Raw genomic sequence first — 15,443 nt, forward strand, 5'->3', positions numbered from 1 at the left:
TTTGTTACCCAGCGTACCCTTTGAATTGCAGCATTATCGTGGCGAGCGGCGGCAACACGATATGAGCGGCACCGTCTGCTGCGGTAACCTGTCCCAGATTGCCCTTGCCGCTGCCACCGTAGATTTCCGCATCGGAGTTCAGCACTTCGGCCCACACCCCGTCATGCGGCAGGGGCAGGCGGTAGTGGCTGTGAAGCGCAGGCGTCATATTGGCGATCACCGCCACCGGAGCCTCTCCCGGGGCCTTGCGCAGCCACGCGAACACCGAGTTTTCGGCGTCGTCAGCGATCAGCCATTCGAACCCCTCACCCTCGCAATCGCGGGCATGGAGCGCCGGGGTCTGGCGGTAGAGGCGGTTGAGGTCACGGATCAGATCGGCGACGCCGCGATGCGCGGGCGCATCCATCAGCTCCCAGTCGAGCGCGCGCTCCTCGCTCCATTCGCGGCGCTGGGCGAATTCCTGCCCCATGAACAGCAGCTTCTTGCCGGGATAGCCCCACATCATCGCATAATAGGCGCGCAGGTTGGCAAATTGCTGCCAGTCGTCCCCGCTCATCTTGCCGAGGATCGTGCCTTTGCCATGAACCACCTCGTCGTGGCTCAAGGGAAGGACGAAGTTTTCCGAGAAAGCATAGACGAGGCCGAAGGTGATCTCGGCATGGTGGTATTTCCGGTGGATCGGATCGCGGCCCATGTATTGCAGCGTGTCGTGCATGAAGCCCATGTTCCACTTGAACCCGAAGCCGAGCGCCGTGCGCGGGCCTTCATCGAAGGCGGGGTGCGAGACGCCGGGCCATGAGGTCGATTCCTCGGCAATCGTCATCACGCCTTGGTGCTGGCCATAGAGCGCCCGGTTGGTGGCGCGCATGAATTCGACCGCTTCCCAATTCTCGCGGCCGCCCTCGGCATTGGGGATCCACTCGCCGTCCTTGCGGGAGTAATCGCGGTAAAGCATCGAGGCGACGGCATCCACGCGCAAGCCATCGACATGATACTGCTCGGCCCAGAACAGCGCATTGTTGACGAGGAAGCTGCGCACTTCCTTGCGCCCGTAATTGTAGATTGCGGTGTTCCAGTCGGGATGGAAGCCGAGGCGCGGGTCTTCGTGTTCGTAGAGCGCCGTGCCGTCAAAGCGGGCGAGGCCGTGTTCATCGACCGGGAAGTGCGCTGGCACCCAGTCGATCAGCACGCCGATCCCGGCGCGGTGCGCGCCGTCGACGAAGCGGGCGAAGCCCTCGACATCGCCGAACCGGGCCGAGGGGGCGTAGAGCCCGGTCGTCTGGTAGCCCCAGCTCGGGTCATAGGGGTGCTCTGAGACGGGCAGGAATTCGATATGGGTGAAGCCCATGTCGGCGGCGTAGGGGATCAGGCGGGCGGCCATTTCATCCCAGGTTAGGAACCAGCCATTGTCGGCGCGGTGCCATGATCCGGGGTGGACTTCGTAGATGGAAATTGCCTCGCGCCGGGGATCGACGCTGGCCCAATGCGCGCGGTGGGCATCATCGCCCCATTCGCGCTTGCCAGGGCGGGCGACGATGCTGGCGGTCTTGGGGCGCAGCTCGCTGGCGAAGGCGAAGGGATCGGCCTTGAGGGGCTGCACTGTGCCGTCCGGGCTGGTGATGCGGTATTTGTAAGCCGTGCCTTCACCGATGTCGGGGATGAAAATCTCCCACACGCCGATATCGACCCGGCGGCGCATCATGTGGGCAGCGGGATTCCAGCCGTTGAAATCGCCGACGAGGTTCACGTTTCTCGCGTTAGGCGCCCAGACTGCGAAATGCACCCCCGAGCAGCCCTGATGTTCGATCACATGCGCGCCGAGCTTGTCGAACAGGCGGAAATGGGTGCCTTCCGCAATCAGGAAATCGTCCATCGGGCCGAGCACCGGGCCGAAGGAATAGGAGTCCGTCACCCACCATTCATTCCCGTTCCCCCGGCAGCGATACTTCACCGGCTTGGGCTTGCCCCGCAGCTTGCCCTCGAACAGCGGGCCATCGACGCGGGTCATTGTGCCGAGCCTGCCGCCCTTCAGCGAAAAGGCCTCGGCTTCCTCCGCCCCGTGCAGGATGGCGCGGGCGAAGGTGCCCGCTGGCCCGTCATGCGGCCCCAGCAGCGCGAAGGGATCGGCGTGGGTGCCGTCCAGCAGCGCAGCGAGGGCCTCTGGCGGTGGTTTCACTTCACGCCCCAGATATCGCGGGCATATTCGCCGATGGTGCGATCAGAGGAGAACCAGCCGACCTGCGCGATGTTCATGATTGCTGACTTCCGCCACGCGGCTCGGTCGCACCAGCGCGCGTCGACCTCGCGCTGGGCGGCGGCATAGGCATCGAAATCGGCGGCCACCATGAACCAGTCCGAATGCATCAGCGCGTCCATCAGCCCCTGATAGCGCCCCGGATCGTCCGGGCTGAACACCCCGCTGGCAATGGAATGCACCGCCTGCGCCAGTTCGCGGCTGCCTTCGATCACGTCCGCCGGATTGTACCCTCCCGCGCGCTTCAACGCGACCTCCTCAGCCGTCAGCCCGAAGATCACGATATTGTCGCGCCCGACGCGCTCCATGATCTCGATATTCGCCCCGTCGAGCGTGCCGATGGTGAGCGCCCCGTTGAAGGCGAACTTCATGTTGCCGGTGCCGGAGGCCTCCATCCCCGCCGTCGAGATCTGCTCCGAAAGGTCGGCCGCCGGGATGATCTTTTCCGCCAGCGACACGTTGTAATTGGGGACGAACACCACCTTCAACACCTCGCCCACGGATGGATCGGAGTTGATCCGCCGGGCGATGTCATTGGCGAGTTTGATGATCAGCTTGGCGTTGTGATAGGTCGGCGCGGCCTTGCCGCCGAAGATCTTCACCCGTGGCACCCAGTCGCGTTCAGGGTGGCTGCGGATCTGGTCATAGAGGGCGACCGTCTCGATCAGGTTCAGAAGCTGGCGCTTGTATTCATGGATGCGCTTGATCTGCACATCGAACAGCGCATCGGGATCGAGCCGGATGCCGGTGAGTTCGCGCAGGTGGTTGGCGAGATCGACCTTGTTGGCGCGCTTGACCTCGTCCACCCGTTCGCCCAGCGCGGCATCGCCCGCCATCGCGGCAAGGGTGGAAAGCTGCTCGGCATCGGCGATGAACCCATCGCCAATCGCCTCGCGCACCAGCCCGGTGAGGCGCGGGTTGGCCTGATGCAGCCAGCGGCGGGGGGTGACCCCGTTGGTCTTGTTGTTGATCCGCGCAGGGTAAAGCTTGTGGAGGTCGGCAAACACCGTCTGCTTCATCAGATCGGTGTGCAGCGCGGCCACGCCGTTGACCGAATGCGCGCCGACGAAAGCAAGATTCGCCATGCGCACCCGGCGCTCGCCATGCTCGTCGATCAGCGAGATCGCGGCGATGGCAGCATCGTCAAGCCCCGCCTTCCGCGCCTCGCGCAGCACATGGGCATTGATCGCATAGACGATCTGCATATGGCGCGGCAGCATCCGTTCGAACAGCGGCAGCGGCCAGCTTTCCAGCGCTTCTGGCAGCAGGGTGTGGTTGGTATAGGCGATGGTGCGGCGGGTAATGTCCCAGCTTTCCGCGAAGGTGAGGTGATGGTCGTCCATCAGCAGCCGCATCAGCTCCGCCACCGCGACCGAGGGATGCGTGTCATTGAGCTGGATCGCCGCCTTGTCGGGCAGGCTGCGCACATCGCCGTAATACTGGACGTGGCGGCGCACGATGTCCTGAATGGAGGCGGAGGAGAAGAAGAACTCCTGCCTAAGGCGCAATTCCTGCCCCGCCGGGGTCGAATCCGCCGGATAGAGCACCCGCACCAGCGTATCGGCGCGCACCTGTGCCGCCAGCGCGCCCGCGTGATCGCCTGCATTGAACGCATCGAGCGCGATCGGATCGAGCGCGTTGGCGTTCCACAGCCGCAGCGTGTTGACCCGCTTGCCCTGCCAGCCGACCACGGGGGTATCGAAGGCAGTCGCTTCGATGGTTTCGCCCGGAACCCAGCGGATCACGCCATCATTGCTGGTCACCTCGCCGCCGAAGCCGATGCGATAGGCGCTTTCCCGCCGTTCGAACTCCCACGGGTTGCCGTGGGCGAGCCAGGTTTCGGGCAGCTCCACCTGCCAGCCTTCGTCGATGCGTTGGCGGAACATCCCGTTGATATAGCGGATGCCATAGCCGAAGGCGGGGATGTCCAAGCTGGCGAGGCTTTCCATGAAGCACGCCGCCAGCCGCCCCAGCCCGCCATTGCCGAGCGCGGCGTCAGGCTCCAGCTCCTCCAGCGCGGCAAGATCCAGCCCGTGCTGTTCCAGCGCCGCCGCCATTTCGCGCGAGGCACCGAGGTTCGACAGGGCATCGCGCAGCAACCGGCCGATCAGGAATTCGAGGCTGAGGTAATAGACCCGCTTGGCCCCGGCCTCATGCGCGGCGGAGGTGGAGGCGAACCAGCGGTCGATGATGTCGTCGCGCAGGGCCAGCACGGCGGCGTTGTACCAGTCATGCGGCTTGGCCGCGCGTTCGGTCTTGCCGACCCGGTGGCGCAGCGCAGCAAGGATGCGGGCGTCGAGCTCCGAGGTCTTGCGGTCGGGGCTCCTGGTGGGGCTCCCATTGGGGCTCCCATTGGTGCTGAAAGTCACGCGGCGCACACTCCCTGATCCGGTCTGGCTGGCATGAGGGAGAGAGATTTCGCCAGCCGTCGAGCCCGGCCGATGCCCCCATCGCCTTCGTCACCACACTAAGCAGCAGCGAGGCATTGCAGCAATCGCCGAAATGGCGTGACAGTCGTATTCATGGGCTGGCGGGCTGTGCGATCGCTTGCCAAGGCGGGCGGGCGGGCCGATGCGGGACACAGGACTGGCGGGAAGGGGCGCGGATGGAGCAGCTGCACGCATTGGCACAGGCCTGCGGGCTGGCGCGCGAATGGAGAAATGTCGAGGGGCGGCAGCAGGTCGTCAGCGATGCGGCGCTGGCGGCGGTGCTGGCGGCTTTGGGCCATGACGTCGCGGGTGAACGGCAGATCGCTCGCGCGCTGGCTGATGTCGACGCCGAGCGGACGCGCTTGCCGGCGATGCTGGTGGCGGATGCTGGCGGGTTGATCGACCTGCCCTTCACGCCGATCCGTGCCGAGGCGACCGGTGAGGATGCCGTCACCCGCCCGCTGGTGCTTGACGGCCACCGCCTGATCGCACCGCAAGCGCCGGGCTATTACGATCTGGCGCTCGATGGCCGTGCCGTGCGGCTGGCGGTGGCGCCTGCCAAATGCCCCTTGCCCGCAAGAAACAAGGGGCGTCCGTGGGCCGTCGCGGTGCAGATCCCGGCCCTGCGGGGTGCGCAGGCAGCGCCCTTTGGCGGGTTCGGGGAACTGGCCGATGCCGCGCGTGTCCTGGGCGCGGCAGGGGCCGATGCGCTGGCGATCAACCCGGTGCACGCGCTGTTTCCGGGACATGGAGTGGGCTACAGTCCCTATTCCCCCTCCAGCCGGTTGTTCCTGAACGGCGCGCTGGCTGATCCGGTGCTGGCGGGCTTGCCGCCGCTGCCCGAGGCCAACGGGCCTGCGCTCATCGACTGGGCTGCGGCTCTGCCCGCACGGCTGGCGCAGCTGCGTGCCGTGTTCGCGGGGCTTTCCCCAGAGATGCGTGCCAAGGCCACTGCCACGGATGACGCGATGCTGCGCCGCCATGCCCTGTTCGACGCGCTCGATTGCCACTTCCGCGCGGCCAGCGGTGCGCATGGCTGGCGCGACTGGCCCGCCGCCTTCCATGATCCTGCGGGCGAGGCTGCGCGCCGCTTTGCCGCCGAACACCCGGACGAAGTCGCCTTCCACCTGTTCGTGCAATGGCTCGCCCGGCAGGGGCTTGCCACCGCGCAGGCTGCTGCGAGGCAAGCGGGCATGGGGATCGGGCTGATCGGCGATCTGGCCGTGGGCGTCGACCCTTCGGGGAGCGATGTCTGGAGCCTGCGCCACGCAATGCTCGACGGCCTCACCATCGGCGCGCCGCCCGATCCGCTGGGGCCGCTGGGCCAGAACTGGTCGATCACCGGCTTTTCGCCCCACGGCCTGCGCGCGAGCGGATATGAACCATGGATCGCCATGATCCGCGCCGGACTGGCATCGGGCGGGGGGCTGAGGATCGACCATGCCTTCGGCCTCGCGCGGCTGTGGGTCATCCCCGAAGGCGGCGCGACCGGCGATGGGGCCTATCTCAGTTACCCCTTCGAAGACCTCATCCGCCTTGCCACGCTGGAGGCGCACCGCGCGGGCGCTTTCATCATCGCCGAGGATCTCGGCACCGCGCCCCATGGCTTCACGCATGCTGTGACGGATCGGCAAATGCTGGGGATGCGCGTGCTGTGGTTCGAACGCGCCGCCGATCACGGCTTCATCGGTGCGCAGGATTACGAAGCGCTCAGCGTCGCGATGAGCGGCACGCATGACACCGTGACCGTCGCCGGATGGTGGAAGGGGCGCGATCTCGACTGGGCCGAGGAACTGGGCCGCCTGCCCGAAGGCATGACCCGCGCCGAGGCCGAGGCGATCCGCGACTGGGACAGGGGGCTGCTGTGGTCGACCCTCGATCACACTGCGCCGCGCCCCGCGCCCGATGATCCCGCCCCGGTGGTCGATGCCGCGATCGGCCATATCGCCGCTACGCCCAGCGCGCTTGCGCTGGTGTCGCTGGAGGATCTGCTGGGCCTTGAGGAACAGCCCAATCTGCCCGGCACCATTACCGAACATCCCAACTGGCGGCGCAGGCTGGCTGCCCCGACCGACGCGCTGCTGGGCGATGCGCGGGTGCAGCATCGCTGCGTCATGCTGGGCCGGTCCGCGCTTTAACGGCCTGTTGCAAAAGTATTACACGCGGCACGATTTGTGCGCTGCAATGGCTGCAAACCGCCTTTATCGTTGACGATTGGCGTCTCACGGGCAAGCTTTGTGCCTGCTGGCACGGCGCAAGGGGGTCGCGTTCAGCGGCCTGCCAACAATTCGAGGACGCGCGCCCGGGTTCCTGCCCGGCGTAGCATCCCGAAAAGTCGAAGCCACCAGAACCGTGACACGTCACCGGACAGCCGGGCGGCGGGTCGCCGGTTCCATCATGCCATTTATCCCGCCGCCTGCCATCACGTAGCGGCACCGCTTGTTTACCGATCAGGGGAATATGATGCGAAACAACAACAAGGTTCTTCAATCAGGGTCGTCGATCGCCATCGGCTCGGCTTTGCTTGTCGCAGCCATGACCAGCACCGCGGCGCAGGCTGCCGAAGGCGAAGCTGCCGAAGCGCCCGTCGATGTGACCATCACCTCGGTCGCCGGCCTTGCCATGGCGCAGGCGGCCGCGGGCGAAGTTGCCGATGACGTGGTCGACAGCGGCAATCAGCTGATCGTCACCGGCACCCGCCGCGCCAACCGCACCGTCGCCGACAGCCCGGTGCCGATCGACGTCATTCCCGCCGAACAGCTGCGTCAGTCCGGTCTGGTCGAAACCGCGCGCCTGCTGCGCGATCTGGTGCCTTCGCTCAACTTCCCGCAGCCTTCGATCACCGACGGCACCGACGCGATCCGCCCCGCCACCTTGCGCGGTCTGGGGCCTGACCAGACGCTGGTGCTGATCAACGGCAAGCGCCGCCACGTGGCCGCGCTGCTCAACATCAACGGTTCGGTCGGGCGTGGCAGCACCGCGGTTGACCTCAACCAGATCCCGGCCTCCTCGATCGGTCGCGTCGAAGTGCTGCGCGATGGCGCGGCGGCACAGTACGGTTCGGACGCGATTGCCGGGGTGATCAACTTCCAGCTCAATGATGCGCGCGAAGGCGGACGCATTTTCGTCAATTACGGCGGCTTCAACACCCGCATCGCCGGGGTCAATCAGGTCACCGGCGTCAATGGCGTGGCCGGACAGGTGCCGACCCTGACGCCCGATGGCGTGCTGCAGCTGACCGACACCGGGCGCGGCCTCAACGTCAATGACGGCGAAGTGCTGACCGTGTCGGGCAATATCGGCCTGCCGCTGGGGCCGGAAGGCTTCATCAACATCACCGCCGAATATCGCGATCGCAACGACACCAACCGTGCCGGTTTCGATCCGCGGCGCAACTATGCCCAGAGCGGCCCGCTCGACCCGCGCGAGCTGACGCTGGATCGGCGCTATCACCGTTATGGCGACCCCAAGACCGAAGACCTCAACATCGTCGTCAACATGGGCGCGCCGATCAGCGATACGGTCAATTTCTACGCCTTTGCCACCTATGGCACGCGCGATGCGGAATCCGCCGGCTTCTATCGCCGCGCGGCCGACAACCGCAACGTCGTGGCGATCTATCCCGACGGCTTCCTGCCGTTGATCAACACCGACACCACCGATTTCTCGATCGTCGGCGGGCTTGATGGGGATATCGGCGGCTGGCTGTGGGATCTGTCGCTGGCCTATGGCGAGAACAAGACCGATTTCCGCGTCACCAACTCGGTCAACGCCTCGCTCGGCGCGGCGAGCCAGACCGAATTCGAAGCCGGTTCGATCGCCTATAACCAGCTGATGGCCAACCTTGGCGTCAGCCGCGAACTGGAGGTTTCGGGCATCGAACAGATGACCCTTGCCTTTGGTGCGGAATTCCGCCGCGAGGAATATCAGCTGGGCGCTGGCGAGCCGAACAGCTTTGCCGCAGGCCCGGTGCGCGTGGGGGCCAACAACCCCTTCATCACCGGTGCAGGTGCGACCGCCTTTGCCGCGCCGGGCAGCCAGGTGTTCCCGGGCTTCCAGCCGGTGATCGGCGGGGTCGATGTGACCCGTCCCAACAGCCGCGAGAACATCTCGCTCTATGCCGAACTCGATACCGACATCACTGCGGCGTGGAACGTGCAGGTGGCAGGCCGGTTCGAGGATTATTCGGACTTCGGTTCGACCCTCAACGGCAAGCTTGCCACGCGGCTTGAGCTGTTTGACGGTTTCGCCCTGCGCGGCGCGCTGTCGACCGGGTTCCGTGCGCCGTCGCTTCAGCAGCAGTTCTTCGCGGCGGCTGCGACCAACAATATCGGCGGCGTGCTGGTCGATGCGGTGACCCTGCCGGTCAGCAACCCGGTTGCCCGGGCGCTGGGCGCGACCGATCTCGAGGCGGAAAAGTCGTTCTCGTGGTCGGCAGGCGCGGTGTTCAACAAGGTCGACGGGCTCAACATCACCTTCGATTACTACGAGATCGACATTGATGACCGCATCGTGCTGACCGACAACCTCACCGCCAGCCGCGATGCGACCGGCGCGCCGAGCGGCAACAATCCGGGACGCGGGATTGCCGAAATCCTCAATGATGCCGGCTTCACCAGCATTTCGGCGGCGCGGTTCTTCTTCAACGGGATCGACACCCGCACCCGCGGTTTCGACGTGATCGGCACCTATCGCACCAGCCTGGGCGATGATGCCACGCTGTCGCTGACCGCCGGTTACAACTGGAATGATGTCGACATCACCGGGCGTCGCAGCACGCCGGGCGATCTGGCGCAGGTGCCGGGGATCAACCTGTTCGGCCGTCTCGAATCCGAGCGGATCGAGCGGGGTCAGCCGCGTGACCGCATCAATCTGGGCGCTGATGTCGAGTGGAAGTGGCTGAGCGCGACGCTGCGCACCAACCGTTTCGGCGAGGTGTTCTCGGCCGGTGCGTCGCCGATCAACGACCTGTTGCTCGAACCGCGCTGGATCACCGACATGGAAGTGCGCCTGCGTCCGCAGGGCGGCTTTGCCGAAGGCTTCGAGCTGGCGCTGGGGGCGAACAACCTGTTCGATCAGTACCCCACTGCCAACCCGACCGGGCGCGGTGTGGATCCGGTGACGGGCAATCCCGGCAACCTGTCGGTCAACAACTACTTCCTGCCGTTCTCGTCGTTCTCGCCTTTCGGGTTCAACGGACGGTTCCTCTATGCCCGCGTGAGCTTCGTCTTCTGAGACAGGTGATCGCGTGACACACCCTGGGCGGTGCGGAGAGCAGGCATGGGCCTGCGCCGTGCCGCCCGTCGGGTGGGCTCTGCACCCCTTCAGGCCCGGCTGAGATTTCGCCAGACCCCTGGCAGACCCCGCTCAGCCCCCCTGTTGCGGGGGTGTTTCATATGAAACATCGCTCTGCACATGGAGCATGTAATCGACGATCTCCGGCACCGCAGCTTCATCGACCGGCGCCTTGTAGAGCGTGATCATCTTGCCCACGATCGATTCCCACTTGTCGCGGCTGACCCGCGGCTGTTGCAGTATGGTCGAGGGCGAATGGCAGGCGGTGCAATTGGCGATCACGGCATCGCGCCCCGGCCCATCGGGCAGGTCAATCGGATCATCAGGCAGCGTGATGCTGGTGTCGGCGAAGACCACCTCCGCCGGGCGGTCGCAAGCGGCCAGCAGCAGGATGGCAGGCAGGGCAAGCAGGCTTCTCATCGCGCCCTCAGAGTGATGCGTTCGATCACGTTGCGGGCATAGCCCGAGGGGTTCCAGGCGAGCTTGTCAGGCTGCACCACGCCGTTGACATTGCGCGCGCGCACGCCAATTTCCTCAAGATCACCAGATACTTGGGGAATCTCTACGCGCCAGCGGCGGAAGGCATGGGGGCCGTGTTCGTCGGGGCCAAGCTGGCAGGGGATTGCCCAGCTCCCGTCACCCCCGGCGCCGACCAGATCGACCCGGTCGAGCGCACAGTCTCCGCCGAACGCGATCCCCTCCAGCACGAGTGGTTGCCCCAACGCCACCACATCGCCTGTCGCATGACTGGTGATGAAAGCACGCGGCGGCATTGTGGTGATTTCGACGGTCGGGAAGTCCTTGTCCCCCGGCGTGATCGGCTGCGCGGGGATGCGATAGGACTTGGCGACGTAGTAGCTGTCATCCGCGCCGCTCAGCACCTCGATCGTGGCCAGCATCTTGACCCAATAGGTCGAAAACCACCCCGGCACCACGATCCGCAAGGGAAAGCCGTGGAGCAGCGGCAGCGGCTCGTCATTCATCGCCCAGGCGACCAGCACATCATCGCGCAGGGCAATATCTATCGGAATGGACTTGATGAACTGCGGTGCGCCGTCGGTCAGCGGCACGTCAAGCCCGGCAAAGCGGACGCGCTTGGCCCACGGCGCGGTGCCACCCGCCTTGGCCAGTACATCCTTCAGCCGCACCCCGGTCCACTTGGCGCAGCCCATTGCGCCGTTGCCCCACTGGGTGCCGGTGACGCGGGGTTCCGAAAGGCCGCGCCCGTTGCCCGCGCACTGGTTGATCGCGACGACCGAGACGTGCTCCCCGGCAGCGGCAATCTCGTCCAGAGTCAGCGACACGGCCTGCTTCACCGCGCCGCCCACCGCCACGCGGTGCTCGCCCGCCTTCACGACTGTCGGCATGTCCCAGTTCCAGCGCACGAACATCCGGTCATTGGGGGTGATCACCCCCTCACGGAACGCGTCCATCGGCGCTTCGAGCAAGGGCGGACGGATGCGCTGGACAATCATTTCACCCTTGCCGGGAAAGGCGGGGGCGGTGGGTCTGAGGCTCGGCCCGCCGGGAAGGGCGAGGTCGATCATGCCGCTCTGCGCCACCTTCGCGAGGGCAGGCGCCGCCAGCGCCGCGCTGCCTGCCCCGGCAATCAGCGCACGGCGGGAGAGCTTGCGTTCATTCATGCGGTCGCCCCTTCAAGCCGCGCGATCAGCGCGCCGATGTCTGCCACGGCAAGGCCATGCGCCGCGATCAGATCGCCAATATCGTCGATCCGCGCCATCTCGCCATCGTCGCGCATGATCGAACAGATCACCGCTGCATCGCCCGCGCCCGCCATCCGGGCAAGGTCGATCGAGGCCTCGCAGGCCGAGGGGCGAGCCAGCACGCCGCCCGCTTGCGCGATCAGCGGGAAGACATGGCCGGGTGAGTGGATGTCGGCGTTGCTCGCCCCGTCGGCCATCGCCACCTGCACCGTATGCGCGCGGTCGGCCGCCGAAATGCCGGTCGAGACACCGTGTGCCGCCTCGATCGAGCGGGCAAAGGGGCGTCCGGTCTGGCGCGCGGTGCCGGGATTGACGAGGCTCAGGCCGAGTTGCGCGGCACGTTCGGGCGTCACGGCCAGACAGATCAGGCCGCGGCCATGCGTCGCCATGAAGTTGATCACCTCGGGCGTGACGTGCCGCGCGGCGCACATCAGGTCGATATCCCCGCCGCGCAGCCGGTCGCCGGCGATCACGACGATCCGTCCTGCGGCAATCGCCTCCAGCGCAGCCTCCAGTGGGCGTTCCATCACGCCAGGCCCCTCCCGGCGGCAAAGCTCTTCGCGCCCAGCACCACCTGCCTGCCGACCAGTTCCAGCTGCCCGCGCGCGCGCTCGTCAAGGCATTCGCCATCGGGCGAGAACAGCCCGCGATAGGTGCGGATCGTCGCGCCCATCGGGGTCGGCCAGCCGCGCAGGGCATGGGTGATCGCGCGCATGGTGAGGAGCGTGCTCATCGAGGCCTGATCGCCGAATGCCGTGGCGATGAGGCCCACCGCACGGCCATCGAGATAGGGGCGTTCATCGCGCGCCAGGTCCTCAAGGTAATCGAGCGCGTTCTTGACCACGCCCGAAATCGTTCCGTGATACCCCGGCGCGGCCACCAGCAGGCCATCGGCCTCGCGCACCGCCGCGACCATCTCGGCCCCTTGCGAGGGATCGTGCTGCGGCCCGAGATAGTGCGGCAGGGCGGTGAGATATTCCCCGCCGAACACTGTCACCTCGGCCCCTGCGTCCGCCGCGACCTGCGCCGCCAGCCGGAGCGCCTGTTCCGTCGAGGAGCCGGGGTTGACCGTGCCACCGAGGGCTACAATTCGGGTCATGCGGAGATTGTCCTTTCGGTCAGCCATGCGGCAAGGCGCGCGGTCTGTTCGGGGGTGAAATGGAGGCCAAGCTTGGTGCGCCGCCACAGGATGTCATCGGCGGTGCGCGCCCATTCTCGGGTCACGAGATATTCGGCTTCGGCAGCGGTCAGCCCGTGGCCGAAATCCTCGCCCAGATCGGCGGCGCTGGTCGCATCGCCAAGGAAATCGGTGGCGAGCGTGCCGTACAGCCGGGTCAGGCGCCGGGCCTGCGCCTCGCCGATGAACGGGTAACGCCGCGCCAGAGAGCGGGCGAGGGCGGGGGCATCGAAGCGCCCGAAATTGCCGCCGGGAAGGTTGGCAGAGCCGGTCCAGTCCGCACCCTTCAGCACCGGCAGGAACGGCACCAGCCGCGCGATCGCTTCGGCGGCGAGTTCGCGGTAGGTGGTGATCTTGCCGCCGAACACCGACAGCAGCGGTGCCTTACCCGCCTCGTCGTCGACCTCGAAGCGATAGCCGCGCGTCGCCGCCTCGGGCCGGCCAGAGCCATCATCGACCAGTGGGCGCACGCCGGAATATGTCCACACCACGTCCGCAGGGGTGACAGGCGTGCGGAAATATTCCGAAGCCCCCTCGCACAGATAGGCGATTTCCTCAGGGGACGCGCGCACTTCATCAAGGCTCCCGTCATGATCGACATCGGTGGTGCCAATCAGAGTGAAGTCCTGTTCATAGGGGATCGCAAAGAAGATGCGCCCGTCAGGGAGCTGGAAGAAATAGGCGTAATCGTGGTCGAACAGCTTGCGGACAACGATATGCGACCCGCGCACCAGTCGCATCCTTTGCGACGAAGGCTCGCCCGCCCGGCCCAGCAGATCGAGCACGCGCGGCCCAGCGGCATTGACCACGGCGCGCGCGGTGAAGCTTTCGCCCCCCGCCTCGATCCGCCAAAAGCCGCCCTCGCGCACCAGCGCCGTCACCTCGCAGCGGGTGCGCACTTCGGCGCCCTTGTCTGCGGCGTCGCGGGCGTTGAGCACCACCAGCCGCGCATCATCCACCCAGCCATCGGAATAGGCAAAGGCGCTGGTGTAGTCGTCCTTCAGCGCCTCGCCCGCCGGGTGACTGCCCAGCCGGATGCTTCGGGTTGCAGGCAGGTATCTGCGCCCGCCGATATGATCGTAGAGAAACAGCCCCAGCCGCACGAGCCAGCGCGGGCGCAGACCGGGGCGGTGGGGCAGGATGAAGCGCAGCGGCCAGATGATGTGCGGCGCAATGCCCCACAGCACCTCGCGCTCGGTCAGGGCCTCGCGCACCAGAGAGAACTCGTAATGTTCGAGGTAGCGCAGCCCGCCGTGGATCAGCTTGGTAGAGTTTGACGAGGTGCCTTCCGCCAGATCGCCGCGTTCGAGCAGCAGGACTTTCGCGCCGCGTCCGGCGGCATCGCGTGCGATTCCGGCGCCATTGACGCCGCCGCCGATCACCGCAAGATCATAGGCCGCGCCGCTCACAGCGCCCACCATGCAAAACCAAGCGCGACCGTGAGCGAGGCGATGGTCGCCGCCAGCACCGGCATGACCGCGCGCCAGCCGAGATCCAGCAGCAGATCGGTACGGGTGCGCATCGCGGTGGCGGTGACGGCAAGCAGCAGCAGCGTCTTGGAGGCGGTCAGCGCATGGGCCGCCAGCGCCGGGGGCAGGGTGACCAGCGAGTTCACGCCCACCAGCGCCAGGAAGGCGAGGATGAAGCCCGGCAGCACCGGGATGCGCGGCTGGCCGACTCTTGCGGCCAGCGGCTGGGCGCGGGCGATCCACAGGGCGGCCAGCGCCACCAGCGGGGCGAGCAGGGCGACGCGGGTGAGCTTGACCACGGTCGCCTGAGCGCCGGCTGGATCCGATACGGCAAAGCCTGCGCCGATGGCCTGCGCCACGTCATGGATCGCTGCCCCGGTCAGGAACCCGGCCTGCGCGTCGTTGAATTTCAGCGCCCCTGCCAGCATCGGATAGGTGACCAGCGCAATGGCGCTGGCAGCGGCAAGGATCACCAGCGTCAGGGTGAATTGCGCCTGATCCACCCGTTCGCGCCCGATCACGCCGTAAAGTGCCAGTGCCGCCGATGCGCCGCAGATCGCGGTGGCGCCGCCGCCGAGCAGGCCGACAGCAGGGCTTTGCCCCGTGGCCCGCGCGGCGAGCATTGCGGCGATGATCGCGGCAGCCATCACGAGTGCAAGGCCCGCAAACGGCACGAGGCCCATCTCGGCCACCTGCATCGCGGTGACCTGACAGCCGAGCAGCACGATCCCGGCGCGCAGGCCATGGCGCGAAATCCAGTCGAGCCCGTCATGGGTGCGCGCATCGCCCGCCGCGAAATTGAGCGCAAGGCCAAGCAGGAGGCCCGCAAGGATCACCGGCACACCGTAATTCTGCGACAGCCACGCCGCCGCGGCGCTGGCGATGGCGGCAATGGCAAGCCCCGGCACAAAGCGCGACAGTGGCTTTCGCGCAGGTGGCGCGGCAGCCGGTGCAGTGTCGGCGAGCATCATCTCGCCGAACAGATCGCCGGCGTAAGCATCGAAATCAGGGCGACGCTCGCGCCTCATGGGTGGCTGTATCCAGACTGTTTCTGTCTCACGGTGTCACAAAGCCTATCCCCCAGCCCGGCGCAAT

The 15,443-nt window shown here is 66.6% G+C and carries 10 protein-coding genes; 2 read left to right on the plus strand and 8 right to left on the minus strand.

Annotation, left to right across the window (positions count from 1 at the left end):
* Window positions 1–4: 4 nt before the first annotated feature.
* Window positions 5–2,176, minus strand: coding sequence for a 1,4-alpha-glucan branching protein GlgB (glgB, locus tag CHX26_RS06430; protein ID WP_104941661.1), 2,172 nt, complete (start codon window positions 2,174–2,176; stop codon window positions 5–7).
* Window positions 2,173–4,623 (minus strand): glycogen/starch/alpha-glucan phosphorylase, encoded by a 2,451-nt coding sequence (locus CHX26_RS06435; protein WP_104943306.1) that lies wholly within the window; start codon window positions 4,621–4,623, stop codon window positions 2,173–2,175. Before CHX26_RS06435 ends, glgB begins: the two co-directional genes overlap by 4 nt.
* Before the next feature lie 236 nt (window positions 4,624–4,859).
* Between CHX26_RS06435 and malQ the strand changes: the two genes are divergently transcribed.
* A complete protein-coding gene (gene malQ, locus CHX26_RS06440; RefSeq protein ID WP_104941662.1) occupies window positions 4,860–6,821 on the plus strand; it encodes a 4-alpha-glucanotransferase in 1,962 nt (653 codons plus the stop codon).
* Between the two features lie 397 nt (window positions 6,822–7,218).
* Window positions 7,219–9,918: a TonB-dependent receptor plug domain-containing protein gene (locus CHX26_RS06445; protein ID WP_172449732.1), complete on the plus strand. Its 2,700-nt coding sequence runs from the start codon at window positions 7,219–7,221 to the stop codon at window positions 9,916–9,918.
* 132 nt (window positions 9,919–10,050) lie between these two features.
* Here the strand turns inward: CHX26_RS06445 and CHX26_RS06450 are convergent, their stop codons facing one another.
* Genes CHX26_RS06450 through CHX26_RS06475 form a run of 6 tightly spaced genes read right to left on the minus strand, consistent with a single transcriptional unit; the run spans window position 10,051 to window position 15,376 of the window.
* The gene (locus tag CHX26_RS06450) at window positions 10,051–10,398 is read right to left on the minus strand and encodes a sulfite:cytochrome C oxidoreductase subunit b precursor (RefSeq protein WP_104941664.1); all 348 of its coding nucleotides are present in this window, start codon (window positions 10,396–10,398) and stop codon (window positions 10,051–10,053) included.
* Window positions 10,395–11,621 carry a molybdopterin-dependent oxidoreductase gene (locus CHX26_RS06455; protein WP_104941665.1) on the minus strand — a complete coding sequence of 409 codons (1,227 nt, stop codon included), beginning with the start codon at window positions 11,619–11,621 and terminating at the stop codon, window positions 10,395–10,397. Before CHX26_RS06455 ends, CHX26_RS06450 begins: the two co-directional genes overlap by 4 nt.
* A complete protein-coding gene (gene ribB, locus CHX26_RS06460) occupies window positions 11,618–12,229 on the minus strand; it encodes a 3,4-dihydroxy-2-butanone-4-phosphate synthase (RefSeq protein ID WP_104941666.1) in 612 nt (203 codons plus the stop codon). The genes CHX26_RS06455 and ribB overlap by 4 nt, the downstream gene beginning before the upstream one ends.
* Window positions 12,229–12,801 carry an NADPH-dependent FMN reductase gene (locus CHX26_RS06465; RefSeq protein ID WP_104941667.1) on the minus strand — a complete coding sequence of 191 codons (573 nt, stop codon included), beginning with the start codon at window positions 12,799–12,801 and terminating at the stop codon, window positions 12,229–12,231. Before CHX26_RS06465 ends, ribB begins: the two co-directional genes overlap by 1 nt.
* Window positions 12,798–14,300, minus strand: a complete 1,503-nt coding sequence (locus tag CHX26_RS06470; protein ID WP_172449733.1) for a glycerol-3-phosphate dehydrogenase — start codon at window positions 14,298–14,300, stop codon at window positions 12,798–12,800. Before CHX26_RS06470 ends, CHX26_RS06465 begins: the two co-directional genes overlap by 4 nt.
* On the minus strand, window positions 14,285–15,376 hold the full coding sequence (locus CHX26_RS06475) for a YeiH family protein (RefSeq protein WP_104941668.1): 1,092 nt from the start codon (window positions 15,374–15,376) through the stop codon (window positions 14,285–14,287). Before CHX26_RS06475 ends, CHX26_RS06470 begins: the two co-directional genes overlap by 16 nt.
* Window positions 15,377–15,443 lie beyond the last annotated feature (67 nt).

It is taken from the genome of Porphyrobacter sp. HT-58-2 (assembly GCF_002952215.1).
GTDB lineage: Bacteria > Pseudomonadota > Alphaproteobacteria > Sphingomonadales > Sphingomonadaceae > Erythrobacter.

Bases quoted from the DNA above. Each gene is read 5' to 3' on its own strand.
- CHX26_RS06445 (WP_172449732.1), top strand. From the start codon at position 7,219: ATGACCAGCACCGCGGCGCAGGCTGCCGAAGGCGAAGCTGCCGAAGCG.
- malQ (WP_104941662.1), top strand. From the start codon at position 4,860: ATGGAGCAGCTGCACGCATTGGCACAGGCCTGCGGGCTGGCGCGCGAA.
- CHX26_RS06455 (WP_104941665.1), bottom strand. From the start codon at position 11,621: ATGAATGAACGCAAGCTCTCCCGCCGTGCGCTGATTGCCGGGGCAGGC.
- ribB (WP_104941666.1), bottom strand. From the start codon at position 12,229: ATGGAACGCCCACTGGAGGCTGCGCTGGAGGCGATTGCCGCAGGACGG.
- CHX26_RS06475 (WP_104941668.1), bottom strand. From the start codon at position 15,376: ATGAGGCGCGAGCGTCGCCCTGATTTCGATGCTTACGCCGGCGATCTG.
- CHX26_RS06450 (WP_104941664.1), bottom strand. From the start codon at position 10,398: ATGAGAAGCCTGCTTGCCCTGCCTGCCATCCTGCTGCTGGCCGCTTGC.
- CHX26_RS06465 (WP_104941667.1), bottom strand. From the start codon at position 12,801: ATGACCCGAATTGTAGCCCTCGGTGGCACGGTCAACCCCGGCTCCTCG.
- CHX26_RS06470 (WP_172449733.1), bottom strand. From the start codon at position 14,300: ATGGTGGGCGCTGTGAGCGGCGCGGCCTATGATCTTGCGGTGATCGGC.